The organism is Microvirga pudoricolor (genome assembly GCF_016892705.1).
Classification (GTDB): domain Bacteria; phylum Pseudomonadota; class Alphaproteobacteria; order Rhizobiales; family Beijerinckiaceae; genus Microvirga; species Microvirga pudoricolor.
Genome location: NZ_JAFEMB010000003.1, coordinates 375,795 through 399,064 on the forward strand (window position 1 = coordinate 375,795; position 23,270 = coordinate 399,064).

A 23,270-nucleotide genomic window follows, 5' to 3' on the forward strand; every position below is an offset into this window, starting at 1 on the left:
CGGAGATGGCGCAGGTGGCAGTCAACATCGCGGGCCGGACGTACCGCATCGCCTGCGGGGACGGGGAGGAGAGCCATCTGGAAGGTCTTGCGGCTTTCTATGACGGCAAGATCGAGGAGATGCGCCGGTCCTTCGGCGAAATCGGCGACATGCGCCTCCACGTGATGGCGGCCATCACCATCGCGGACGAGATGGCCGAAACCAAGCGCCGGATCGCCGCCCTCGAGACCGAGCTTGCGGGGCTGCGCCGGGCCGCATCCGCCGGAGACGAGCGCATCGAGGCGGCGGAAGCCCGCTTCGCGGATGGCCTCACCCTGGCGGCCGAGCGGATCGAGAAGATCGCCCGGGGTCTGAGCACCGCGGCGCAGGGGTGAGCCGGACCCGCCGGATCGCCCTCAGCTGTCCATCTTCAGCGCGGCGATGAAGGCTTCCTGCGGGATGTCGACCTTGCCGAACTGGCGCATCCGCTTCTTGCCTTCCTTCTGCTTGTCGAGCAGCTTGCGCTTGCGCGAGGCGTCGCCGCCGTAGCACTTGGCGGTCACGTCCTTGCGAAGGGCCCGGATGGTTTCGCGGGCGATGATCTTGCCGCCGATGGCGGCCTGGACCGGGATCTGGAACATGTGCGGCGGGATGAGTTCCTTCAGCTTCTCGCACATGGCGCGGCCGCGGCCCTCGGCCCGGTCCCGGTGGACCAGCATGGAGAGCGCGTCCACGGGCTCGGCGTTCACCAGCACCGACATCTTCACGAGGTCGCCCTCGCGGTAGTCGGAGATGTGGTAGTCGAAGGACGCGTAGCCCTTCGAGATCGACTTCAGGCGGTCGTAGAAATCGAATACCACCTCGTTCAGCGGCAGGTCGTAGACCACCATGGCGCGCTTGCCGACATAGTTCAGGTCGATCTGCACGCCTCGCCGCTCCTGGCACAGCTTGAGCACCGAGCCGAGATATTCATCGGGGGTGAGGATCGTGGCGCGGATCCACGGCTCCTCGATGGTCTCGATCTTCATCACGTCCGGCATGTCGGCCGGATTGTGCAACTCGATTTTCGAGCCGTCGCGCAGGTTCAGGTGATAGACCACGGACGGGGCCGTGGAGATCAGGTCGAGGTTGAACTCGCGCTCCAGGCGCTCCTGGATGATCTCCAGGTGCAGGAGGCCCAGGAAGCCGCAGCGGAAGCCGAAGCCCAAAGCGGCCGAGCTTTCCATCTCGTAGGAGAAGCTGGCGTCGTTGAGGCGCAGGCGGCCCATGGCGGCGCGCAGGTTTTCGAACTCGGCGGCGTCCACCGGGAAGAGGCCGCAGAACACCACGGGCTGCACGGGCTTGAAGCCCGGAAGCGCCTGCGCGGTGGGCTTGCGGTCGTCCGTGATGGTGTCGCCCACGCGGGTATCGGCCACCTCCTTGATGGAGGCCGTGAAGAAGCCGACCTCGCCAGGACCGAGCTGGGCCAGTTCCTGCATCTTGGGCGAGAACACGCCGACGCGGTCGAGGCCGTAGGACGCGTTCGTGCCCATCATCTTGATGGTCTGGCCCTTCTTCATCGTGCCGTCGATGATGCGCACCAGCACCACGACGCCCAGATAGGCGTCGTACCAGGAATCGACCAGCAGGGCCTTGAGCGGCGCATCCGGGTCGCCCTTGGGCGGCGGCAGCTTGGTGACGATGGCCTCCAGCACGCCCTCGATGTTGAGCCCGCTCTTGGCCGAGACCGGCACGGCCTCCGAGGCGTCGATGCCGATCACCTCCTCGATCTGCTCCTTGATCCGGTCCGGATCGGCGGCAGGCAGGTCGATCTTGTTGAGGACGGGCACGATCTCGTGGTTGGCGTCGATGGCCTGATACACGTTGGCCAGCGTCTGGGCTTCCACGCCTTGAGAGGCGTCCACCACGAGAAGCGAGCCCTCGCAGGCTGCGAGCGAACGCGAGACCTCGTAGGCGAAGTCCACGTGGCCGGGGGTGTCCATCAGGTTGAGGATGTAGGTCTTGCCGTCCTGCGCCAGGTAGTTGAGGCGCACGGTCTGGGCCTTGATGGTGATGCCGCGCTCGCGCTCGATATCCATGTTGTCGAGCACCTGCTCCGTCATCTCGCGCGCCGAGAGCGCCCCGGTCGTCTGGATCAGCCGGTCGGCCAGGGTCGATTTCCCGTGGTCGATATGGGCCACGATGGAAAAGTTGCGGATGTTGTCGAAGGTGCGGGCGGTCATAATGCTGCAAAATATAGGAAGGACCCGGCCGCAATAGCAGGGTGGGCCCTCAAAGCCAAGGGAAGCCGGTGTCACGTGCGGCGGAAGTCTTTCCTAGGGGCACGGCCGGTGTTACCGTTAGGGCAACGCTTTCCTACACACGGCGTTGATCCGTGTTCATCCGGCCGGGATGGCCCGGTCGCACCCTCCCAACCCCAGGAGACCCCCCATGGCCAAGGACCGCGTCGTGCCGACCCGCAAGAAGGCGCCCCAACTCGATACGCCCACCGATCTGAAGTCCAACGGCGTTCAGGCCATCACGCAGGCCCTGAACGTGCTCCTGGCCGATACCTTCGCGCTCTACCTCAAGACGAAGAACTTTCACTGGCACATGAGCGGTCCGCATTTCCGAGACTACCATCTGCTGCTCGACGAGCAGGCCGACCAGATCTTCGCCACCACCGACGACATGGCCGAGCGCGTGCGCAAGATCAGCGGCAACACCCTCCGGTCCATCGGCCAGATCGCCTCGCTCCAGCGGGTGAAGGATAACAACGAAGAATTCGTGGCGCCCCTCGACATGCTGCGCGAGCTGATGAACGACAACCGGGACTTCGCCGCCAACCTGCGCGAGGCTCACGAACTCTGCGACGAGAACGGCGACGTGGCCACCGCGAGCCTCATCGAGAACTGGATCGACGAGACCGAGCGCCGGACGTGGTTCCTGTTCGAGGCCGCGCGCGGGGCGGACCAGACCGGCCACTAGCCCGCTACGGGCCGGTTCAACCCGAACCGGGCGGGAGGCGAGCGGGGATCGTCGCGCCGCTCGCGCGCACCATCGCGGCTCCTTTCGAAACTTTGGCTCTTGAGGAGGGCCAACCTGTGGTCCTGAGGGTCCCCCAACGCGTAACGCCGCCGGTGGAGCCTCAGCGGCCCTGCTCGAGGATGCGCGAGACCACCCGGGCGGTATAATCCACCATGGGCACGATGCGGGCATAGTTGAGCCGGGTCGGGCCGATCACGCCCACCACGCCCACGATCTTCTGGTTTCCGTCACGGAATGGCGCGGCGATCATCGAGGAGCCCGAGAGCGAGAAGAGCTTGTTCTCCGAACCGATGAAGATGCGCACGCCTTCGCCGCCCTCGGCGCGGGTCAGGAGATCGATCACGTCGGTCTGGGTCTCGAGATCGGCGAAGAGCAGGCGGACGCGGTCCAGGTCTTCGACGGCCTTCAGGTCCTCCAGGAGATTGGCCTGACCGCGCACGATGAGCTGTCGCGCCCCGGACGGTCCGACCGTGGTGGCGAGCCCCGCCTCCACGAGACGCGCCGTGAGCGTGTCGAGCTCCCGCTCCATCTCGTCGCGCCGGGCCTGGATTTCGGTGCGCAGGTCGCCCAAGGTCCGACCCTGGATGCGGGCGTTGAGGAAGTTGCCGGCCTCGATCAGGGCGCCGGCCGGCAGGCCGGGCGGCAGGTCGAGCAGGCGGTTTTCCACGGAGCCGTCGTCCGAGACCAGCACCACGAGGGCGCGGGCCGGGTCGAGGCGCACGAACTCGATGTGCTTGAGGCGCGCGTTGGATTTCGACGTCACCACCACGCCAGCCCCGCGGGAGACGCCCGACAGGAGCGCGGAGGCCTCCGCCAGGGCGGTCTCCAGGGTGTGGCCGGAGGCGGCGGCCTTCATCTGGGCCTCGATCCGGGCGCGCTCCTCGGCGGTGACGTCGCCGATCTCCATCATGGCGTCCACGAAGAAGCGCAGGCCCGTCTCGGTGGGCAGGCGTCCGGCGCTGGTATGGGGCGCGAAGATGAGCCCGGCCGCCTCCAGGTCCGCCATCACGTTGCGGATCGAGGCGGGCGAGAGGGGCATGGGCAGGATGCGCGAGAGGTTGCGCGATCCCACCGGCTCGCCCGTGACGAGATAGCTCTCGACGATCTGGCGGAAGATCTCGCGCGAGCGGTCGTTCAGGTCCGCGATGGCGCGGGTCTCGAAGGGATTGAAGCCGCTCACGTGCATCCAGGTACTTGAAACGCGTCCACAGGGGTCGGATCGAACCGCATTATGTGCGGTCGGACGACGCTTTAGGCAAGTCTTTCGGGGCTCGCGGCCTTGCGGCGCCCCGGCGCAGACTTTAAGACGCCAGCCACCTGATCGCCCCCCAAGGAGTTTCCGCCATGCGGCCATCCAAGCGCGCGCCCGACGAGTTGCGCCCCGTCACCCTGGAGCGCGGCGTCGCCCGCTATGCGGAAGGCTCCTGCCTCGTCTCCTTCGGGAACACCCGCGTGCTGTGCACCGCCTCGCTCGAGGAGAAGGGTCCGCCCTGGCTGCGGGGCACCGGCAAGGGCTGGGTCACGGCGGAGTATTCCATGCTGCCCCGCGCCACCCACGAGCGCACCCGCCGCGAGGTCAATTCGGGCAAGCCGTCAGGCCGCACCCAGGAAATCCAGCGCCTCATCGGGCGCAGCCTGCGCGCCGTCGTGAACCTGCCCGCCATGGGCGAGCGCCAGATCGTGGTGGATTGCGACGTGATCCAGGCGGATGGCGGCACCCGCACGGCCTCCATCACGGGCGCCTGGGTGGCCTTGCACGACTGCTTCGCCTGGATGCAGGGCCGGTCGATCATCTCCATCAACCCGCTGCGCGAACCCGTAGCTGCGGTCTCCTGCGGCATCTACCAGGGGACCCCGGTGCTCGACCTGGACTATGCAGAGGATTCTTCCGCCGAAACGGACGCCAACTTCGTGATCACGGGTTCGGGCGGCATCGTGGAGGTGCAGGGCACGGCGGAGGGCAAGCCCTTCTCCGAGGACGAGTTCCTGAGCCTCCTGCGGCTCGCCAAGGCCGGGGTGAACCAGCTTGTGGACCTGCAGAAGAAGGCGGTGGCGTAAGCTTCTCCAAAATAACTCGATCTCATCCTGAGGAGGCCGTCAGGCCGTCTCGAAGACCTCATCCTGAGGAGGCCGTCTGGCCATCTCGAAGGCCTCATCCTGAGGAGGCCGTCAGGCCGTCTCGAAGGAGGGCTCCAGTTGGCACTGGAAACACTCCGCTGGACCATCCTTCGAGACGAATGGCTGCGCCATTCCCTCAGGATGAGGGCCTACCTGACCGTATAAGGACAAAACGAATGCCCCGTCAGCTTACCGGCAAGGTCGTCATCGCCACCCACAACGCGGGCAAGCTGCGCGAGATGCAGGAATTGCTGGCTCCGTTCGGGGTCGAGGCCGTGTCGGCCGGGGATCTCGGCCTGCCGTCGCCCGACGAGACCGGGCACATGTTCGCCGAGAACGCCGCCATCAAGGCCCATGCGGCCGCCAAGGCCACGGGCCTGCCCGCGCTCTCCGACGATTCCGGCCTGTGCGTCGAGGCGCTGGACGGTGCGCCGGGGCTGTTCACGGCGGATTGGGTCGGGCCGAACAAGGATTTCATGGCCGGCATGAGCCGGGTGGAGCGGGAGCTCCGGAAGCGCCACGTGCCCGACGATCCGGCGTCCCGGCGGGCTCATTTCGTATCGGCCCTCGTCATCGCCTGGCCGGACGGGCACGAGGAGCTCTACGAGGGCCGCGTTCATGGGCAGGTGATCTGGCCGCCGCGCGGCGAGAAGGGGTTCGGCTACGATCCCATGTTCCAGCCGGAAGGGTTCGACGAGACCTTCGGCGAGATGCCGTCCGAGACGAAGCACGGCGTGGATTGGGTCAAGGATGGCGCAAAGGCCCTGTCGCATCGGGCGCGGGCCTTCGTGAAGCTGGCCGAGGGGAGCCTCAAGCGCGCCTGAGGCCTGCCTCCGGCGCAGCCTCGGTCCACGCGAGACCGGCGCAAATAGGAAGAGAGCCGGCTCCACGGCGGTGGAACCGGCTCCCGAAAAGGCGCCCGGGGGCGCCCTCGCTGTTCGAGGCTTAGATCGAAGCGTCGGTTGCGGGACCGGTCTGGTCCGCGCGACGCTTGGCCATGAAGGCGTCGAACTCCTCGCGGTCCTTGGCGCGCTTCAGCTCTTCGACGAAGTCGGAGAACGCACGGGCCTCCTCGTCGAGCTTGCGGCGCTCAGCCTCGAGGCGCTCAATCTCCTTGCGGCGGTATTCGTCGAAGGCGGCGTTGCCGGTCGAGCCAGGGCCGAAGCCGCCGCCAAACCCGCCGCCGCCGAAGCCCCGGCCCGAGCCCTTGAAGGCCTGCTCGAAGCGTCCGAAGGCATCCTGGAAATAGCCGCGCAGCTGGTCGGACTTCGGATAGCCCATCATCTTCCAGACCACGTAGGCCAAGGCCACGGGCCAGAACCACACGAAGGCCACGACGATGCCGACGATCTCCAGCGTCCGGCGTGGCGGCCGCCCGCAGCGGCGCGAGGGGGTGCCCGTGTTCCAGGCGGTGGAAGTCGAAAACGTCATGTTGGCTCCCGCATGTTAATGCTAACAACATTTACATGCGGGGCCCGGCCAAGGCTTTCAAGAGGTGGCGGGGTGGCGGTGATGGAATATTTTTTGAGGAAAATTCAAGTGCGGGGGAATCCCCTCTCCCGGGCGGGAGAGGGGCAGGGGTGAGGGAGAGACCTTTCGGGACTGCGCGAGGACTCAAGACGCTATCCCCTCCTCCTTGTGGGGAGGGTTAGGGTGGGGGTGCTGGCTCCGGACCCATGAATGCGCGCGGTCACACCTCCGAACCCTCGCCATCGCAAGTCGGATGCTTCGGACTTGCGCCCATCAAATCGCATATCAGGCAGGCCCCATATCCACGGGGAGGAGAGCTGCAGCGTGAATCGGCTCAGGTGTGTGTCACGACAACCCGCACGCCCTCACCCCAGCCCTCTCCCGTCCGGGAGAGGGAGTCTAGGCACCGCGCTTCAGCGCCCCATGCACCAGCGCCAGCACGCCGGCGCGCAGCAACTCGTACTTATCCGGCATGCCGGGACCCTTCGGGAGCTGTCCGGCCGCATCCAGGGTGGCGATCCCGTGGGACAGGGCCCAGACCTCGACGGCAATGAAGCGGGTGTCCACGTCCTTGAAGCCGTCCGGGAAGGTCTCGGAGAGCGCTTTGACCAGGAGGTCGAAGGCCCCCGGAGGAGAGGGCTTGTCCGCTTTGCCGTCGCAGGCCGAGGCCTTGGGGTCCCCGTCCGCCGGGCGGGGTGAGAACATGGCGGTGTAGAAGCCCGGCTCCTGCTCGGCAAAGGCCAGATAGGCCTCGCCCATGCGGGTGAAGCGCTCCAGCGGCGTGCCGTCGCTCTTGAGGGCCCGTCCCAAGCGCTCGGCCAGGTCGGAAAAGCCCCGGAAGGCGACCTCGGCCACCAGCGCGTCGCGGCCCCGGAAATGGCGGTAGAGGGCGGCGGGGGTCACGCCCACGAGCTTGGCGGCGTCCGCGAGCGTGAAGCCGCCCAGGCCCCGCTCCGCGATGAACCGCTGAGCCGCCTCGATCAGCGCCTCCTTCAGGTTGCCGTGGTGGTAGCCCTGCCGGTCGAACGGGCCGCGCCAATGCCGCATCGTGGGTCCTTGTCGTGTTCGGGCGACCCTAGGCCAATCCGTGAGGGGAGGCTAGGCGCGGGGCCGCATGGGAGGAACCGCCCCAGTGCAAAGATGTTCAAAATCTGGTGCGAAGCTGCCATATAGCGCCCATGATCGATCATCCGACGCGCGATGTGGGCTTTGGCGTCTATCTCCACTGGCCCTTCTGCGCTTCCAAGTGCCCCTATTGCGACTTCAACAGCCATGTGCGCCACCAGCCGGTGGACCAGGAGCGATATCTCGCGGCGTTCCGGCGCGAGATTGCCCATGTTGCGGCGCGGGTTCCGGGCCGGACCGTGACCAGCATCTTCTTCGGCGGCGGTACGCCCTCGCTCATGAAGCCTCAGACCGTGGGCGCGATCCTCGATGCCGTCGGCGGCACCTGGGCCGTGGACCCGAAGGCGGAGGTCACCCTCGAGGCCAACCCGACCAGCGTCGAGGCGGAGCGCTTTCGCGGCTACCGGGCGGCGGGGGTCAACCGGGTCTCGCTCGGCGTGCAGGCCTTGAACGACACGGACCTGCGCCGGTTGGGGCGCATGCATTCCGTCGACGAGGCCCTGGCGGCAGTGGATGTGGCGGCCTCGATCTTCGAGCGCTATTCCTTCGATCTGATCTATGCCCGCCCGGACCAGACCCCCGAGGCCTGGAAGGCGGAGCTGGAGCGCGCCATCGCCCGCGCCGTGGAGCACCTGTCCCTCTACCAGCTCACGATCGAGCCCGGCACCTGGTTCGAGCGCCTGTACAACGCCGGCAAGCTCACCATGCCGGACGAGGAGACGGGCCGCGCCCTCTACGACATCACCCAGGAGACCTGCGACCGGCTCGGATTACCGTCCTACGAGATTTCGAACCACGCCCGGCCGGGCGCGGAATCGCGGCACAATCTGGTCTATTGGCGCTATGGCGAGTACGCGGGCATCGGCCCCGGCGCCCATGGCCGGCTCGTCACCGGCAACGCCCGCCTCGCCACCTCGACCGAGCTGCATCCCGAAACCTGGCTGGAGCGGGTGGAGCGCGACGGGCATGGGATCGTGGACGAAGAGATCCTGTCCTCGACCGCCGAGGGCGACGAGTTCCTCCTCATGGGCCTGCGCCTGAAAGAGGGCATCGACCCCCGCCGCTTCGAGGCGTTCACGGGCCGCGCCATCAACGAGCGGCGCGCCCGGATCCTGGAGGAAGAAGGCCTGATCGCCCGCCACGCGAACACGCGCCTCGCCGTGACCAAGAAGGGCTTTCCGGTGCTGAATTCGGTGATCGCTGAGCTGGCGGCGTGAATGATGGCTTGTCATCCCGGACGGCGCAGCCGATCCGGGATCGTCTGACAATCTGCAGTGTCTGAGCGTCCGCACCGGCCTTTGTCGGGATGACGATCGTCCTACCGCGCCACCTTGCTCTCGATGGCGTCCCAGAGCGTCACGGCGAGGTCCGGCCCGCCGAGGCGCTTGATGGCGCGTAGGCCCGTGGGGGACGTGACGTTGATCTCGGTGAGGTTGCCGTCGATCACGTCGATGCCCACGAAGATCTGGCCCATGGCCTTGAGGTGTGGCCCGATGGTCTCGCAGATCTCGCGCTCGCGCTCGGAGAGCTCGGTGGGCTTGGCGGCGCCGCCTCGTACCATGTTGGAGCGGATGTCGTTGGCGGCGGGCACCCGGTTGATGGCGCCGGCGGCCTCGCCGTCGATGAGGATGATGCGCTTGTCGCCCTCGCTCACCTTCGGCAGGAAGCGCTGCACCATCCAGGGCTCCCGGAACGTGGCGCTGAACAGGTCGAACAGGGAGCCGAAATTCGGGTCCTCCCGGCCGACCTTGAACACCGCCGCGCCCCCGTTGCCGTAGAGCGGCTTCATGATGATGTCGCCGTGCTCGGCCCGAAATTCCTCGATCTCGGCCTTCTCGCGGGTCACCATGGTGGGCGGCATCAGGTGCGGGAACTGCAGCACGAAGATCTTTTCGGGCGCGTTGCGCACCTGAGCCGGGTCGTTCACCACCAGGGTCTGCGGGTGGATGCGCTCCAGGAGGTGGGTGGTGGTGATGTAGGCCATGTCGAAGGGCGGGTCCTGGCGCAGCAGCACCACGTCGACGCCGGCCAGATCGACCCGCTCCGGCGTCCCGAGGGTGTAGTGGTCGCCCTCCACGTCCCTGACCTCGAGGGCCTCCGCCATGGCCGTGACCTTGCCGTCGCGCAGGGTGAGGCGCTCGGGCGTGTAGTGAAGGAGGCGATGGCCGCGCCGTTGCGCCTCCAGCAGCATCGCGAAGGTGGAATCGCCGGTAATCTTGATGCGCTGGATCGGGTCCATCTGGACCGCCACGGTCAGGCTCATGCGTCACTCTCCCAGGGGAAGCGGGATGGTCGGGAAGCGGCGTTATCGGGCCGGACGACCCGAATGGCAACCGCCCCGGGAATCGGTTGAACGGATTGGCGCGCGGCGGCGTTCATAGCGAGGCTGGTCCGTCGGATCCGGCCCGGCCTTGCAGTCAAGCTTCCCGCCCCCACATTGAGGCTCCATGCCCCAGCGCGCCCTTCTCATCGTCAATGGCAAAAGCCGCAGCGGCGAAGCCAATCTCCAGGCTTCCGTCGAGGCGCTCACGTCTCACGGCATCGAGCCCCTTCACCGCGAATGCGGCCACCGGGACGAGCTCTCGCCCATGATCGTGAAGCATCGGGACGAGGTCGACATGGTGGTGGTGGGAGGCGGCGACGGCACCATGAACGCGGCGGCTTTGGGCGTGATCGAGACCGGGCTGCCGCTCGGCGTCCTGCCGCTGGGCACGGCCAACGATCTCGCCCGCACCCTAGGCATCCCGTTCGATCTCAACCAGGCCGTGGACGTGATCGTGGCGGGGCACACCCGCCGGATCGACCTCGGTCTCGTCAACGACCAGCCCTTCTTCAACGTGGCGAGCCTCGGCCTCTCGGCGGAACTCGCCCAGAAGCTGACGAAGGACATCAAGCGGCGGTTCGGCCGCTTCGGGTATGCCATGGTGGCCATGAAAGTGCTGTCGCAGGCCCGCCCCTTCAGCGCCGTCATCTCGAGCGACACCGAGACGGCCCGCGTGAAGACCTTGCAGATCGCGGTCGGGAACGGTCGCTATTACGGCGGTGGCAACGCCGTCGAGAAGGATGCGGCCATCGACGACGAGCATCTCGATCTCTACAGCCTCGAACTCCAGCGTGCTTGGAAGCTCGCCTTCATGGCACGCTCCTTCCGGGCCGGAGCGCACGGCGCCTGGCGGGAGGTGCGGGCCGTGCGGGCTCAGGAATTCGATATCCGCACCCGGAGACCCAAGCCCATCAACGCGGACGGTGAGATCGTCACCCACACGCCCGCCCATTTCTCCATCCGGCCCGGGGCCGTGACGGTGTTCGCGCCCTCCGATCAGTGACGGCCGCACCGGACGGCGTCCTCGATGTTGCCACGGTCGATGCCGATGTCGTGGAGCGCTCCGTCGTCCAGGGTGCCGACCTCGCGCATGGCTTGCCAGACGCGAAACTCGCGGACGAAGGCTTCGAAAATCTCCTTGATGCTGTGGGACATGACTGAACTCCTCTGATGACGAGAATCTAAGTCTGCCCCTTGCATAAGTGAAACGAATGTTCATTATTGCTTCGATAATGAAACGTGATCGAGGCCGACCATGACACGCAATCTCGACGTCAGCCTTCTCCGGGCTTTCGTAGCCGTGGCCGATGCGGGCGGCATGACCGCCGCGACGGGCGTCCTGAACCTCACCCAGGCGGCGGTGAGCCAGCAGATCAAGCGCCTGGAAGAGACGCTGGGCGAGACGCTCATCACCCGCGACCGCCGCGGCATGACGCTCACGCGCGGCGGGGAACGCCTGTTTCCCAAGGCCAAGAGGATGCTCGCCCTCAACGACGAGATCTGGGCCGAGATGACGACGCCGGAATACGAGGGCGAGGTGCGCCTCGGCATTCCGAGCGACATCATCACCACGTACCTGCCCACCTTCCTGAAGGATTTCGCCAAGAGTTACCCGCGCGTGCAGATTTCCTTGAATAGCGGATCGAGCGCCAAGCTGCGGCGAGAACTTCAAGCCGGCAAGGTCGATATCGTTCTGGCCACGGAGATGTCCTGCGACCCGGAGGGCGAGAACCTCGTCATGGACAGGCTGGTCTGGGTCGGCGCCAAGGGCGGGGAGGCGGCGGGGCAGCGTCCGCTGCCGGTGTCCATCGGCTGCTCCGACTGCGCCTTCCGGGCGCCCATCCGCGAGGTTCTGCAGGAGGCGGGCATCCCCTGGCGTTCCACCTCGGAGGTCACGAACACCACCGCCCAGGTGGCGACGGTCGCGGCCGACATCGCCGTCATGGCCTGGATGGCCTCCACGGTCCCGCAGGGCTTCGACGTACTCGGCCGCGAATCCGGCCTGCCGCCGCTTCCGGCGTTCACGGTCAACCTCTACCTGCCCCGGGACGGCGGCGACCACATCGTGCAGGAGATGGCCCGCCATATCCGCGAGGCGGTGGCGGACCGGCACCGGATCGCGGCTTGATGAGACCCTTCACCCTCCCTGCGAAGGGCTCCGTCCTCCCCTCGACCTCATCCTGAGGAGGGCCGTTAGGCCCGTCTCGAAGAGCCTGCCCTCGGACTTGATCCGAGGGAGGGCTCTAGCGGAGTACTTGCGGTGCTGGATGAGCCATCCTTCGAGACGAGTTGCTTCACAACTCCCTCAGGATGAGGCTTTGAACTGCTTCCTTCTTCAAGCTCAGTCTGCGCGGCGCTACCCCATCTCCAATTCGAACGCTGCCACCAGATGTTGCGGCCAGCGCCCTGGCGCGATGAACACCGCGTCCGCCCGCCAGGTCAGGCCGCCCGCCCAGGGATTGCGCGAGAGCCAGGCGCGGGCCGCGCGGGAGAAGCGGCGGCGCTTGGCGGGCGTGATGGCCGTGAGCGCGTCGTCCATGGCGGCCCTGGCCTTCACCTCCACGAACGCGATGGTCTGCCCTCGCTTCACGATCAGGTCGATCTCGCCGCCGGCCGCGCTGTAGCGGCGCGCGAGCGGCCGATAGCCCTTGAGCATCAGGAACAGCAGCGCCCGCCGCTCGGCCGCGTGGCCGCGCAGATACGTGGCGCGGCGGCGTTCGAGGCCGATGCTCACTCGGCCTGCCTGTCCTTGGCGATGGCCAGCGCCCGGGCATAGACCTCGCGCTTGGGCAGATCGAGTTCCGCCGCCACGAGAGCCGCCGCGTCCTTGATGGAATGTGCCTTGAGGGCGGCCTCGAGCTTGCCGTCGAGAGCCGCGTCGACCTCCGCCGCTTGCGCTTCCCCGGAGGCCTGGCCGATCAGCACCACGATTTCGCCTTTGGGCGGACCCTCCTCGGCGAATTGCCGGGCGAGGTCCGCGAGCGAGCCGCGCCGGATGGTCTCGAACATCTTGGTGAGTTCCCGCGCCACCACGGCTTGGCGCTCGCCGAGGACTTCGGCCGCGTCCGCCAGCATGTCGGGCAGGCGATGCGGCCCCTCGAACAGCATGAGCGTCCCGGGAATCGACGCGATTTCCGCCAGCCGCGCCCGGCGCGCGCCCGTTTTGGCAGGCAGGAAGCCTTCGAAGAAGAAGCTGTCCGTGGGCAAGCCCGACACCACCAGCGCGGTCAAGATGGCGGACGGGCCCGGAATCGGCGTGACGGGCAGGCCTTCTTCGATGGCCACCTGCACCAGCCTGTAGCCTGGATCCGACACGAGCGGCGTGCCCGCGTCCGAGACCAGCGCCAGGGCCTGGCCCTCGCGGATGCGATGGACCATGCGTTCGCGCACCGCGTCGTTGGAATGCTCGTGATAGGCCACGAGGGGCGTGGTGATGCCGTAATGGGCGAGCAGCGTCTTCGTGACCCGCGTGTCTTCCGCCAGCACCGCGTCCGCCGCCGCCAGCACGCTCAGCGCCCGGAACGAGACGTCCTGCAAGTTGCCGATGGGGGTGGCGACGACATAGAGCCCCGGCGATAGCGCCTTGGCCTCGGCGGCGAGCCCGAAGGCCGTGAAGGTGGCGTTGCGAGCTTGGGGGTCCCGGCGTCGGGTGCGGTTGTCGATTCTCTGGTTCATGCAGTGTCACTGTCGCACGAGGGCGCTCGATCACGAAAGCCTGAACGCGCGGATTATCATTCGGCCTCATTCCTGCGCGAACGGCGGATCGCGTCGTAAGATGCTGAGAAACAATATTTACTTTTAGCAGCCATCCTCGGCCTGTGTGCCAAGCGGCAGCTTGCGCAGCGTCAAGGGCGCTGCGACGGAGAGTTTGGGAATGGCGCGTCCGATTTCGCCCGGGTCTGAATGGTCGGCAAGGCGCAAGAGCCGATTCCGTGGCTTGGTCCTCCTGGGACTGCCTTTGCTTCTGGCCGCCTGCGTCGGATCCGGCAGCCTGTTGCCACCGGGCCGAGTCGGGGGCGGCTCCGCGCCGATGAGCGATTCCGTCCCGCCCGCGCCCATGGGCTCCATTACGGCGCAGCCCATCGATGCCGTGCCGGGGCAGGGGGCGCCGGTCGGGGGCGCCGCTCTCGGTGCCGGTTCGGTGAAGGTTGCGCTGATCCTTCCGCTCTCGGGGCCAGGCCAGGGTGCCGTGGCGGCCCAGAGCATGCGGAACGCGGCCGATCTGGCGCTGACCGATTTCCAGGGCTCGGACCTGCAGCTCCTCGTCAAGGACGATCGCGGCACCCCGGATGGGGCCCGCCAAGCGACCGGCGAAGCCATCGCGGAGGGAGCGGAACTCATCATCGGTCCACTCTACGCGGGCTCGGTCCAGGCCACCGCAGGGGTGGCGCGGCAGGCCGGCCGGCCCGTGGTGGCGTTCTCGTCGGATTCCAACGTGGCCGCCCGGGGCGTCTACCTTTTGAGCTTCCTGGTGCAGGAGGAGGTGGAGCGCATCGTCTCCTATGCGGCCTCGCAGAACCGGCGCTCCATCGCGGCCCTGATCCCGGAGACGACCTATGGCAGCGTGGTCGATGCCGCCTTCCGCGAGGCGGCGGGCCGCCACGGCGTGCGCGTGGTGGCCATCGAACGCTATGCCTCCGGCGGGGCCGCCGCCGCGGTCCGGCGTCTGGCGGGCGTCATCGGTGGGGCGTCGCCCCAGGCCGATGCCCTGTTCATTCCCGACAACGGGGACGGCCTGCCCACCGTGGCGCAGGCGCTCGCCGGCATCGGCTTCGATCCGGGGCGCGTGAAGCCGCTCGGCACGGGGGTGTGGAACGAGCCCCGCGTCTTCGCGCTCCCGGCGCTCCAGGGGGGCTGGTTCGCGGCGCCGGACGGACGCGGGTTCGAGGCCTTCTCCCAGCGCTATCGGGCGCGCTTCAACATGGACCCGACGCGGCTCGCAACGCTGTCCTACGACGCCGTCACGCTCGCGGCGGCGCTCTCGCGCACGCAAGGATCCCGCCGCTTCCAGGAGGACGTGATCACCAACCCGGCGGGCTTTGCGGGCGCGGACGGCGTGTTCCGGTTCAACCCGGACGGCACCAACAGTCGGGGTCTCGCCGTACAGGAGATTCGCGGCGGCACGATCGCCATCGTGAGCGCCTCGCCGCGCACCCTCGCGGCGGCGCAATAGGGTGCGTCCTTGACAGCCTCGCGCTTGGCCACAGAACCACCTTCGAGGTGATCAGGTCGCGGCGGGGTCGATGGAGCGCTGGAAATTCATCCTTCTCAGGCTGATGCGTCAAGCCTGGCTGCGCAGCGCGATCTACGGCCTGGCCGGGATCGCCGCCGCTCTGCTGGCGGCGCGGCTTCAGCCCTATATTTCCGAAGACGTCGCCGTTCGCGTCGGCGCCGACTCGGTCGGCAACATCCTGGGCGTGATGGCATCCAGCATGCTGGCCGTCACGACGTTTTCCTTGACCACCATGGTGGCCGCCCTGACCTCGGCCAGCAACAGCGGCACCCCGCGGGCGACGACGCTGCTGACCCAGGACAGCACGGCCCAGAATGCGCTTGCCACCTTCATCGGCGCCTTCCTGTTCAGCATCGTCGGAATCATCGCGCTTTCGACGGGAATCTATGGGGCTCGGGGTCGCCTCGTGCTGCTGATCGCCACGGTGCTGGTCATCTGCGTCGTGGTGGTGACCCTCCTGCGATGGATCCACCATCTCGCCTCTTTCGGCCGCGTAGGTCAGACCGTCGACCGGGTCGAGGAAGCGGCCTCCGACTCCCTGCGTCGCTGGTGCCGGTCACCCTTCCAGGGCGCGGCCCGGCGGACCGGGCCAGCAGGCCCCTTCGCGCTGCGAGCGGAGGCCATCGGCTATCTCCAGAACGTGGACGTGCCCCGGCGTGAGGATCTGGCCCGGAAGCATGGGCTCGTCATCGACGTGAACGCGTTGCCGGGCGCCTTCGTCGATCCGTCGCGCCCGATCGCATTCCTTCAAGGCGCGCCGGGGGATGAGGTTCGTGGAAGCCTGTGCGACTGCTTTCTGATCGGCGATCAGCGGAGCTTCGAGCAGGATCCCCGCTTCGGCTTCGTGGTGCTGGCCGAAGTGGCCTCGCGAGCGCTCTCGTCGGCCATCAACGACCCGGGGACGGCCATCGACGTGATCGGAACAGGCGTCCGGCTGTTCGCGGTCCTGCGCGAAAGGGACGACGGGAGTGAGGTGACGCACGAGCATGTACGCCTCCCGCCGTTGAGCATCGATGACATGTTCGACGACTTCTTCGCTCCCATCGCCCGTTATGGGGCCGGAACGCTCGAGGTCGGCATCCGACTCCAGAAGGCGCTGGCCTCGCTGGCCGCCCTGTCGCCCGAGCTCTTCGGCACGGCCGCTCGCCGCCACGCTGACCATGCCCTGCGGAGGGCGTTGGCGGCGCTTTCGGATGCGGATGACCGCGAACGGCTCCGGCGCGAGAGCGCCACGGCCCCGGGCGGACTCTAAGCCCGTGTCAGCTGAGCGCTGAGTTCGGGCTTGTGGTTGAGGGTCTGGAACACCACGCAGTAGCGTTCGGTGAGCTTGAGGAGCTGATCGATCTTCTCCTGGGGCGCATCGGTATCGATGTCGAAATCCAGGCGGATGGCCTTGAATCCCACCGGCGCTGCCTTGTCGACGCCGAGCGTTCCGCGAAAATCGAGATCGCCTTCGGCCCGCACCGTGCCGCTCCTTAGGTTCACCTCGATGGCGGTGGCCACGGCCTTGAGGGTCACGCCCGCGCAGGCCACGAGGGCCTCCAGCAGCATGTCGCCGGAGCACAGCTCCGCGCCCGAACCGCCCGATGCCGGATGAAGTCCCGCGACGGCCAGCGCCCGTCCCGTCTCGACCTTGCAGGCGATGTGCTGGTCGTCCAGCGTACCATGCGCCTTGAGGGTGATCACGGCCGAGGCCGGATCGGCGCGGTACTGGTCCTTGATCGGCGCCTGCGTGGCGCGAAGAGTCGTGGCGTCCATGGGCTTGTCCTCGGGTTCTACCACCAGAGCGCTGCGGCCTGACGGTCCTGCTCACGCTTTGGCGCATGTTGCGTTTGGAGCGACTGGTCGAGCGCGGCAAGCACCCGCCGAACCGCCGAGTCGAACGACGGACCGGATTTGTCACGAGGGCGAGCCAGACTCAAGGGCAGCTCGTCGAAAATGCGCCCAGGCTTGGGCTGCATCACGACCGCCCGGTCGGCGAGGGTCACGGCCTCCTGCACGTCGTGGGTGACCAGCACCACGGTGGGGCGCGTCTCCTCCCACAGGCCCAGCAGATGCTCGTGCAGGCTGGCCCGGGTGAAGGCATCGAGGGCCGAGAAGGGCTCGTCCAACAGCAGCACCTTCGGGTTCGTCACGAAGGCGCGCGCGATGGCCACGCGCTGTTGCTGGCCACCCGAGAGATCGCGCGGCCAGCGATCCGCGTGTTCGGAGAGGCCAACCTTCGCCAGGGCATGACCGACGCGCTCGCGGCGCTCGGCGGCGCCCACCCCGTCGAGTCCGAACGCGATGTTGTCGGTGACCGTGAGCCAGGGCAGCAGGCGCGGTTCCTGGAACACGATGCCGATGGCCGCGTCGGGCTCGGTGATCGTCGTGCCGTCGAGGCGGATCGCGCCGGCGCTCGCCCGGTCGAGGCCCGCGATGAGGCGCAGCAGCGTGGTCTTGCCGCAGCCCGAGCCGCCGATGAGCGCCACGATCTCGCTCTCACGGACGGACAGGTTGATGTCGGAGAGTGCCCGCGTGCCGTCCGCGTAGGTTTTGGACAGATGTTCGAGATTCAGCATGGCACGGTCCAGCACAGGGCGGCGATGCCGTCGCGCTCGTGGGCGGGGCGCGGCTCGGGACCAGGACCCGGATCCGCCAGTGGCAGGAATCCCCTGATCTCCGATCCGCAATCGATCATCAGCACTTGGGACTGGTTGCTGGCGGCCGCTCTCTCTGCCCTCATCCTGAGAAACGGTGCAGCCGCGTCTCGAAGGAAGTTCCAGAGAGCCCGGAAGGCACCCTTCGAGACGGGCCTAACGGCCCCCTCAGGGTGAGGCTTCGAGACGAATGGCTGTCCCGTTCCCTCAGGATAAGGGCAGAGAGGGGGCGAGAACGGTGTCGGCTCTCGCATCACAGTCGCTCCCGCACCGTGTCCTGCCAGCGCACGAGGGGCTTCGTGCCGAGCATCAGAAGGCTGTCGGCGAGCTTGCCGAGAAGCGCGAAGGCGATGATGGCGGCCAGGATCTGGTCCGGCTTGCCCATCTGCTGGCCGTCGACGAGCAGGTAACCCAGCCCCTCGGACGCGCCCATGAACTCGGCCGCCACCACGAACATGAAGCCGAGCCCGAGGCCCGAGCGGAGCGCGATGACGGCTTCGGGCAGAACGGCCGGCAAAAGGATGCGGCGGGCGAGCTTGAAGCGGGAGAGGCGAAACACGCGTCCGACCTCCACGAGCTTGCGGTCCACCGACAGGATCGCGCCCGCGATGCCGAGATAGACCGGGAAGAACACGCCGACCGCGATCAGAGCCACCTTCGAGGCCTCGAAGATCCCAAGCCAGAGGATGAAGAGCGGCACCCAGGCGATGGACGGGATGGCGCGCAGGGCCTGGAGCGTCGGGTCGAGCAGGCGGCGGATCGTGTCGCTGGCCCCCGAGAGTGCGCCGAGCACGATTCCGGCGGCCGCCCCGATGGCAAAGCCTGCGGCCACGCGCCAGAGGGTCGCCCAGACATGGGTCCAGAGTTCGCCCGTCTCCGACAGGCCCCAGAGCGTCGCGACGATGCGGCTCGGGGGCGGTACGAGACGGCCTTGGGCCCAGCCGATCGAGACGATGCCCTCCCAGATCAGCGCGATCGCCACGGGAAGAAAAAGGCCGAGAAGGACGCGCAGGTCGACCGCGCGGCGCTTCTCGGCCGAGTGAGGCGCCGCGAGAGCGGCGGCACCTTCAGGGGAGGACCAGGCGTCGCCCGCGGCGCGACCCGAGGCTTGGCCTGTCACGGCGCTCTCCCGTGCGAGACCGGGCATTGCTGCCCGGAGAAGCGGTTATCCGCTCGATACCGAGACATCACCATCGAGCGGAGCCTTCGATCAGCGGGACGCAGTGGCGAAGCGGCGGTCGACGAGGTCGTCGACGGCGGCCTTCACGTTCGTCTCGGGCGTGATCACGCCGGCCTGCTGGAGCGCGAGGCCTGCGGCCAGGATGGTGTCCACCTGCGGCTGCCCGATGGCCGAATGGGTCAGTTCAGTGCGCTCGAGCTGGCGGTCGATCACGGGCTCCGGCAGCTTGGTGTAGGTCACGAGGCTTTTCTTGAGGTCGGCCGGGTTGGCGAGCGCATAGGCCCGGGCCTGCTCGTAGGCCTTGAGCACGGTGCCGACGAGGGCTGGGTTGTCCTTCGCGAAGGACTCGCTGACGTTCAGGACACCCCAGGTGTTGGCCCCGGCATTGCGGTAGAAGAGCGTTGCGCCGCTCTCGACCTCGGCGGCCGCCATCAGCGGATCGAGGCCCGCCCAGGCGTCCACGTCGCCGCGCTCCAGCGCCGTGCGGCCGTCCGGATGCTGGAGGAGAACCAATTTCACGTCCTTCTCGGTGAGCTTGGCATCCTGCAGGGCGCGCACCAGGAAGATGTGCGGATCGGTGCCGCGGGTCACGGCCACGCGCTTGCCCTTCAGGTTCTCGACCTTCGCGATGCCCGTGTCCTTTCGGGTCACCAGTGCGGTCCATTCGGGCCGCGAATAGACGTAGATCGACTTGATCGGGTTGCCGTTGATCTTGCCGATGAGGGCCGCGGCGCCCGCCGTCGAGCCGAAGTCGAGGGAACCGGCATTCAGGAACTCGAGCGCCTTGTTGGAGCCCAAAGACTGCACCCACCGGACCTTGATGCCGTCCTTCTCCAGCGCCTTTTCCAGGAAGCCCTGGTCCTTCAGCACGAGGCTGACCGGGTTGTAGGTCGCGTAGTCGATGCGGATCTCCTTCACCTGCGCGGATGCGGCGGTGGCGGAAACGAGACCGGCGGCAAGGGAGGCGGCCAGGAAAAGGCGGCGGGAAAGGCTCATATCGTTCGTCCCATGTTGGGCGCATGGGGCTTCGTCCGGCACCCCGCGCTTTAGCTGCACTTGTTTCGCGCCCGCAAGCTGCATGCTCAAATCGGCGCGTGTCCTTTTTATAGAACGCATCGTTTGTTGCGTCAAATAAAGAGCGAAGGAAAGAACACTCAATCCACGCCTGATCGTGGGATTTTTATCTCCAGAATCTCGCATCGAGAGTGTTTTATTCTCTCCGAGCCCTCAACCCCCTGTAGGTACAGCACATTCTCTTGCGGCCGCTTGAGGCCTCCCCGCAGGGTCCCCGAAACCCAGCCCAACGGACGCATAGGAGCGCTGCTCCGGAAGTGCTAAGCGGAAGGCAGCAAACCGGCACACTGATCCATGACCCCAACCCTCGAAGCCCTTCTCCAGTCTCTTGGCGAGCGCCCCATCGGCGATCCCGCCGCCCTGCGGGCCGCCCTTGTGCCGGGTCTCAGAGCCTACCTGGAAGAGGGGCACGCGGCGGCGGAGTTGCACCTGCTGGAGAAACGCAACGGCCTCTCCTGCGCCCGGCGGCTGTCGGCTCAGATGGATGCTCTGGTGCGGGCCGTCTACGAGGCGGTGATCCGCCACCTCTACCCGGTGGACAATCCAACCTCCGGCGAGCGCCTGGCGGTGGTGGCCACGGGCGGATACGGGCGCGGGACCATGGCGCCGGGCTCGGATGTCGACCTGCTCTTCCTGCTGCCCTACAAGAAGACGCCCTGGAGCGAGAGCGTCGTCGAGGCGATGCTGTATGTGCTCTGGGATCTCAAGCTGAAGGTCGGCCACGCCACCCGTTCAGTGGACGAGTGCCTGCGCGAGAGCCAGGCCGACATGACGATTCGCACCTCCGTCCTGGAAGCGCGCTTCCTCTTCGGCGAAAGGACGCTCTACGACGACCTCATGAAGCGCTTCGATGCCGAAATCGTCGCCCTTTCGCCCGCCGAGTTCGTGGACGCGAAGCTGAAAGAGCGCGATGCGCGCGTCACGAAGGCCGGCGCCTCCCGCTACCTGGTCGAGCCCAACGTGAAGGACGGCAAGGGAGGCTTGCGCGACCTCAACACGCTGTTCTGGATCGCCAAATACGTCTACCGGGTTCGGCAGCCGGAGCAGCTCGTCAAGGCTGGCCTGTTCACGCCGGAGGAGCTGAAACTGTTCTCCCGCTGCGAGGAGTTCCTGTGGCGGGTGCGCTGCCACATGCACTTTGCCACCGGACGCGCCGAGGAGCGCCTGACCTTCGATCTCCAGCGGGCCATCGCGGAGCGCATCGGCTATGTGGGCCGCCACGGGCTCTCCGGGGTCGAACGCTTCATGAAGGCGTATTTCCGCATCGCCAAGGACGTGGGTGATCTGACGGCCATCGTGTGCGCCGAGATGGAGGCGCGCCAGACCAAGCGCCGGCCGGTGCTCGACCGCATGTTCGGCCGCTGGCGGCGGCGGTACCTGGGCGCGCTGGAGAGCGACGACTTCATCATCGACAACAACCGCATCAACGTGCGCGACGACACCGCCTTCGAGCGCGATCCCGTCAATCTCATCCGGCTGTTTTGGCTCGCGGGGCGGCACGATCTGGCGATCCATCCGGACGCCACTCGCCTCGCGACCCGCTCGCTCACCCTCATCGGCCCGAGCCTGCGCAACGATCCGGAGGCGAACGGGCTCTTCCTCGACATCCTGACGTCCAAGAACGCGCCCGAAGTCCTCTTGCGGCGCATGAACGAGGCGGGCGTTCTCGGCCGCTTCATCCCGGATTTCGGCCGCATCGTCGCGATGATGCAGTTCAACATGTACCACCACTACACGGTGGACGAGCACCTGCTCCAGGCCATCGGCGTCCTGAGCGAGATCGAGGCCGGGATGCTGGGGGACGAGCACCCGCTGGCGAACCGCATCTTCAGTTCGATCCGCAACCGACGCGCGCTCTACGTGGCAACCTTCCTGCACGATATCGCCAAGGGGCGGCCCGAGGACCATTCGACGGCGGGCGCCGCCATCGCCCGCAAGCTCTGCCCCCGCTTCGGCCTGACCGTCGCGGAAACCGAGACGGTCGCCTGGCTCGTGGAGCACCATCTTCTCATGTCCGACACCGCCCAGCGCCGGGACCTGTCGGATCCGGCAACGATCCGGGCCTTCGCCGACGTGGTGCAGACCATGGAGCGCCTCAAGCTCCTGCTGGTGCTCACCATCGCGGACATCAAGGCGGTGGGGCACGGCGTCTGGACGGGCTGGAAGGGCCAGCTCCTGCGAAACCTCTACAGCGAGACCGAAACCGTCCTGGGCGGCGGCGCGGTGGACATCGCCCGCTCCGAGCGCATCCGGATCGCCCAGGGTCAGCTCCGCGAGCGGCTGCCGGATTGGTCGGACGCGGAGTTCGAGGCCTATGCGGCCCGGCATGCGCCCGCCTATTGGCTACGCTCCGACGAGACCCGCCGCCTCAAGCAGGCCCGCTTCGTGCGCGAGGCCGACAAGGCGGGCCGCACCGTCACCACCACCTGGGAGACGGACGCGTTCCGGGCCGTGACGGAACTCACGATCCTGTCGCCGGACCATCCGCGCCTGCTGGCCATCGTGACGGGGGCCTGCGCGGCGGCGGGCGGCAATATCGTGGACGCGCAGATCTTTACCACCACGGACGGCATGGCGCTGGACACCATCGTGCTGTCCCGCGCCTTCGACCGGGACGAGGACGAGCTGCGACGGGCCGAGCGGGTCGCCAGCGCCATCGAGAAGGCCCTCAAGGGCAAGGTCAGGATCGCCGACCTGGTGGCGGGAAAACGCCCGGCCAAGGAGCGCTCGAAGGCGTTCCACGTGCCGCCGGAGGTCTCCATCGACAACGAGCTCGCCACGCGCCAGACCGTCATCGAGGTGTCGGGCCTCGACCGGCCGGGGCTCCTCTACGACCTCACCACGGCGCTGAGCAAGCTCAACCTGAACATCGCCTCGGCCCATATCGCCACCTATGGCGAGAAGGCCGTGGACGCGTTCTACGTGACGGACCTGACGGGCACCAAGGTCAACCATCCGGGCCGCCAGGCCACCGTGCGCCGGGAACTGCTTCAGGTGTTCGAGGCCGACGAAAGGGAGCCCGTCCAGCGTCGCAGCGCTTGATTTGTGGGGCCGCAGCCCTGATATGAGCCCCGACCCTTTCCTCTCCATCGCAGTGGACGA

23 protein-coding genes are annotated in these 23,270 nt (G+C 67.4%); 10 read left to right on the plus strand and 13 right to left on the minus strand.

The genetic code is table 11. The features are described 5' to 3' along the window. Positions 1–5: 5 nt before the first annotated feature. On the plus strand, positions 6–374 hold the full coding sequence (locus ILT42_RS13385; protein ID WP_204216108.1) for a cell division protein ZapA: 369 nt from the start codon (positions 6–8) through the stop codon (positions 372–374). Positions 375–395: 21 nt separating this feature from the next. Here the strand turns inward: ILT42_RS13385 and lepA are convergent, their stop codons facing one another. Then, positions 396–2,201 carry a translation elongation factor 4 gene (lepA, locus tag ILT42_RS13390; RefSeq protein ID WP_204216109.1) on the minus strand — a complete coding sequence of 602 codons (1,806 nt, stop codon included), beginning with the start codon at positions 2,199–2,201 and terminating at the stop codon, positions 396–398. A 208-nt stretch (positions 2,202–2,409) separates the two neighbouring features. Here lepA and ILT42_RS13395 point away from each other — a divergent pair, with 208 nt between their 5' ends. Beyond that, complete coding sequence (locus tag ILT42_RS13395; RefSeq protein ID WP_204216110.1) at positions 2,410–2,946, plus strand: Dps family protein; 537 nt, start codon at positions 2,410–2,412, stop codon at positions 2,944–2,946. Between the two features lie 160 nt (positions 2,947–3,106). Here ILT42_RS13395 and hrcA read toward each other — a convergent pair whose 3' ends face one another. Further along, the gene (hrcA, locus tag ILT42_RS13400) at positions 3,107–4,186 is read right to left on the minus strand and encodes a heat-inducible transcriptional repressor HrcA (RefSeq protein WP_204216111.1); all 1,080 of its coding nucleotides are present in this window, start codon (positions 4,184–4,186) and stop codon (positions 3,107–3,109) included. 164 nt (positions 4,187–4,350) lie between these two features. Here hrcA and rph point away from each other — a divergent pair, with 164 nt between their 5' ends. Continuing rightward, positions 4,351–5,064 (plus strand): ribonuclease PH, encoded by a 714-nt coding sequence (rph, locus tag ILT42_RS13405; RefSeq protein ID WP_204216112.1) that lies wholly within the window; start codon positions 4,351–4,353, stop codon positions 5,062–5,064. Positions 5,065–5,300: 236 nt separating this feature from the next. Then, positions 5,301–5,948 carry a non-canonical purine NTP pyrophosphatase gene (locus ILT42_RS13410; RefSeq protein ID WP_204216113.1) on the plus strand — a complete coding sequence of 216 codons (648 nt, stop codon included), beginning with the start codon at positions 5,301–5,303 and terminating at the stop codon, positions 5,946–5,948. 121 nt (positions 5,949–6,069) lie between these two features. Here the strand turns inward: ILT42_RS13410 and ILT42_RS13415 are convergent, their stop codons facing one another. Beyond that, the gene (locus ILT42_RS13415) at positions 6,070–6,555 is read right to left on the minus strand and encodes a DUF2852 domain-containing protein (RefSeq protein ID WP_204216114.1); all 486 of its coding nucleotides are present in this window, start codon (positions 6,553–6,555) and stop codon (positions 6,070–6,072) included. Between the two features lie 438 nt (positions 6,556–6,993). Then, positions 6,994–7,641: a TetR/AcrR family transcriptional regulator gene (locus ILT42_RS13420; protein WP_204216115.1), complete on the minus strand. Its 648-nt coding sequence runs from the start codon at positions 7,639–7,641 to the stop codon at positions 6,994–6,996. 131 nt (positions 7,642–7,772) lie between these two features. Here ILT42_RS13420 and hemW point away from each other — a divergent pair, with 131 nt between their 5' ends. After that, complete coding sequence (gene hemW / locus ILT42_RS13425; protein WP_204216116.1) at positions 7,773–8,936, plus strand: radical SAM family heme chaperone HemW; 1,164 nt, start codon at positions 7,773–7,775, stop codon at positions 8,934–8,936. A 101-nt stretch (positions 8,937–9,037) separates the two neighbouring features. On the opposite strand, the gene gshB is transcribed toward hemW, so the two are convergent. Then, positions 9,038–9,982: a glutathione synthase gene (gene gshB, locus ILT42_RS13430; protein WP_204216117.1), complete on the minus strand. Its 945-nt coding sequence runs from the start codon at positions 9,980–9,982 to the stop codon at positions 9,038–9,040. A gap of 184 nt (positions 9,983–10,166) precedes the next feature. On the opposite strand from gshB, the gene ILT42_RS13435 reads away from it, so the two are divergent. Further along, positions 10,167–11,045, plus strand: coding sequence for a lipid kinase (locus ILT42_RS13435; protein WP_204216118.1), 879 nt, complete (start codon positions 10,167–10,169; stop codon positions 11,043–11,045). On the opposite strand, the gene ILT42_RS13440 is transcribed toward ILT42_RS13435, so the two are convergent. Further along, the gene (locus ILT42_RS13440) at positions 11,039–11,197 is read right to left on the minus strand and encodes a DUF1127 domain-containing protein (protein WP_204216119.1); all 159 of its coding nucleotides are present in this window, start codon (positions 11,195–11,197) and stop codon (positions 11,039–11,041) included. The genes ILT42_RS13435 and ILT42_RS13440 overlap by 7 nt on opposite strands. A 100-nt stretch (positions 11,198–11,297) precedes the next feature. Between ILT42_RS13440 and ILT42_RS13445 the strand changes: the two genes are divergently transcribed. Further along, complete coding sequence (locus tag ILT42_RS13445; protein ID WP_204216120.1) at positions 11,298–12,170, plus strand: LysR family transcriptional regulator; 873 nt, start codon at positions 11,298–11,300, stop codon at positions 12,168–12,170. Between the two features lie 228 nt (positions 12,171–12,398). Here the strand turns inward: ILT42_RS13445 and ILT42_RS13450 are convergent, their stop codons facing one another. Next, on the minus strand, positions 12,399–12,776 hold the full coding sequence (locus tag ILT42_RS13450; RefSeq protein WP_204216121.1) for a YraN family protein: 378 nt from the start codon (positions 12,774–12,776) through the stop codon (positions 12,399–12,401). Next, complete coding sequence (gene rsmI / locus ILT42_RS13455) at positions 12,773–13,717, minus strand: 16S rRNA (cytidine(1402)-2'-O)-methyltransferase (RefSeq protein ID WP_204216122.1); 945 nt, start codon at positions 13,715–13,717, stop codon at positions 12,773–12,775. The genes ILT42_RS13450 and rsmI overlap by 4 nt, the downstream gene beginning before the upstream one ends. 199 nt (positions 13,718–13,916) lie before the next feature. On the opposite strand from rsmI, the gene ILT42_RS13460 reads away from it, so the two are divergent. Then, positions 13,917–15,215 (plus strand): penicillin-binding protein activator, encoded by a 1,299-nt coding sequence (locus tag ILT42_RS13460; RefSeq protein ID WP_407664572.1) that lies wholly within the window; start codon positions 13,917–13,919, stop codon positions 15,213–15,215. A 70-nt stretch (positions 15,216–15,285) separates the two neighbouring features. Next, positions 15,286–16,527 (plus strand): DUF2254 domain-containing protein, encoded by a 1,242-nt coding sequence (locus ILT42_RS13465; protein WP_204216124.1) that lies wholly within the window; start codon positions 15,286–15,288, stop codon positions 16,525–16,527. On the opposite strand, the gene ILT42_RS13470 is transcribed toward ILT42_RS13465, so the two are convergent. The 5 genes from ILT42_RS13470 to ILT42_RS13490 all read right to left on the minus strand — a co-directional run bounded on the left by ILT42_RS13470 (position 16,524) and on the right by ILT42_RS13490 (position 20,090). Further along, positions 16,524–17,033, minus strand: coding sequence for an OsmC family protein (locus tag ILT42_RS13470; protein WP_204216125.1), 510 nt, complete (start codon positions 17,031–17,033; stop codon positions 16,524–16,526). The genes ILT42_RS13465 and ILT42_RS13470 overlap by 4 nt on opposite strands. A gap of 17 nt (positions 17,034–17,050) precedes the next feature. After that, positions 17,051–17,836 carry an ABC transporter ATP-binding protein gene (locus tag ILT42_RS13475; protein WP_204216126.1) on the minus strand — a complete coding sequence of 262 codons (786 nt, stop codon included), beginning with the start codon at positions 17,834–17,836 and terminating at the stop codon, positions 17,051–17,053. Continuing rightward, entirely contained in the window at positions 17,830–18,000 is a 171-nt protein-coding gene (locus ILT42_RS13480) for a hypothetical protein (RefSeq protein WP_204216127.1), read from the minus strand. Before ILT42_RS13480 ends, ILT42_RS13475 begins: the two co-directional genes overlap by 7 nt. A 167-nt stretch (positions 18,001–18,167) precedes the next feature. Next, the gene (locus ILT42_RS13485; protein ID WP_204216128.1) at positions 18,168–19,034 is read right to left on the minus strand and encodes an ABC transporter permease; all 867 of its coding nucleotides are present in this window, start codon (positions 19,032–19,034) and stop codon (positions 18,168–18,170) included. Between the two features lie 90 nt (positions 19,035–19,124). Further along, positions 19,125–20,090, minus strand: a complete 966-nt coding sequence (locus tag ILT42_RS13490) for an aliphatic sulfonate ABC transporter substrate-binding protein (protein WP_204216129.1) — start codon at positions 20,088–20,090, stop codon at positions 19,125–19,127. Positions 20,091–20,462: 372 nt separating this feature from the next. Here ILT42_RS13490 and ILT42_RS13495 point away from each other — a divergent pair, with 372 nt between their 5' ends. Beyond that, positions 20,463–23,210, plus strand: a complete 2,748-nt coding sequence (locus ILT42_RS13495) for a [protein-PII] uridylyltransferase (protein ID WP_204216130.1) — start codon at positions 20,463–20,465, stop codon at positions 23,208–23,210. Positions 23,211–23,270 lie beyond the last annotated feature (60 nt).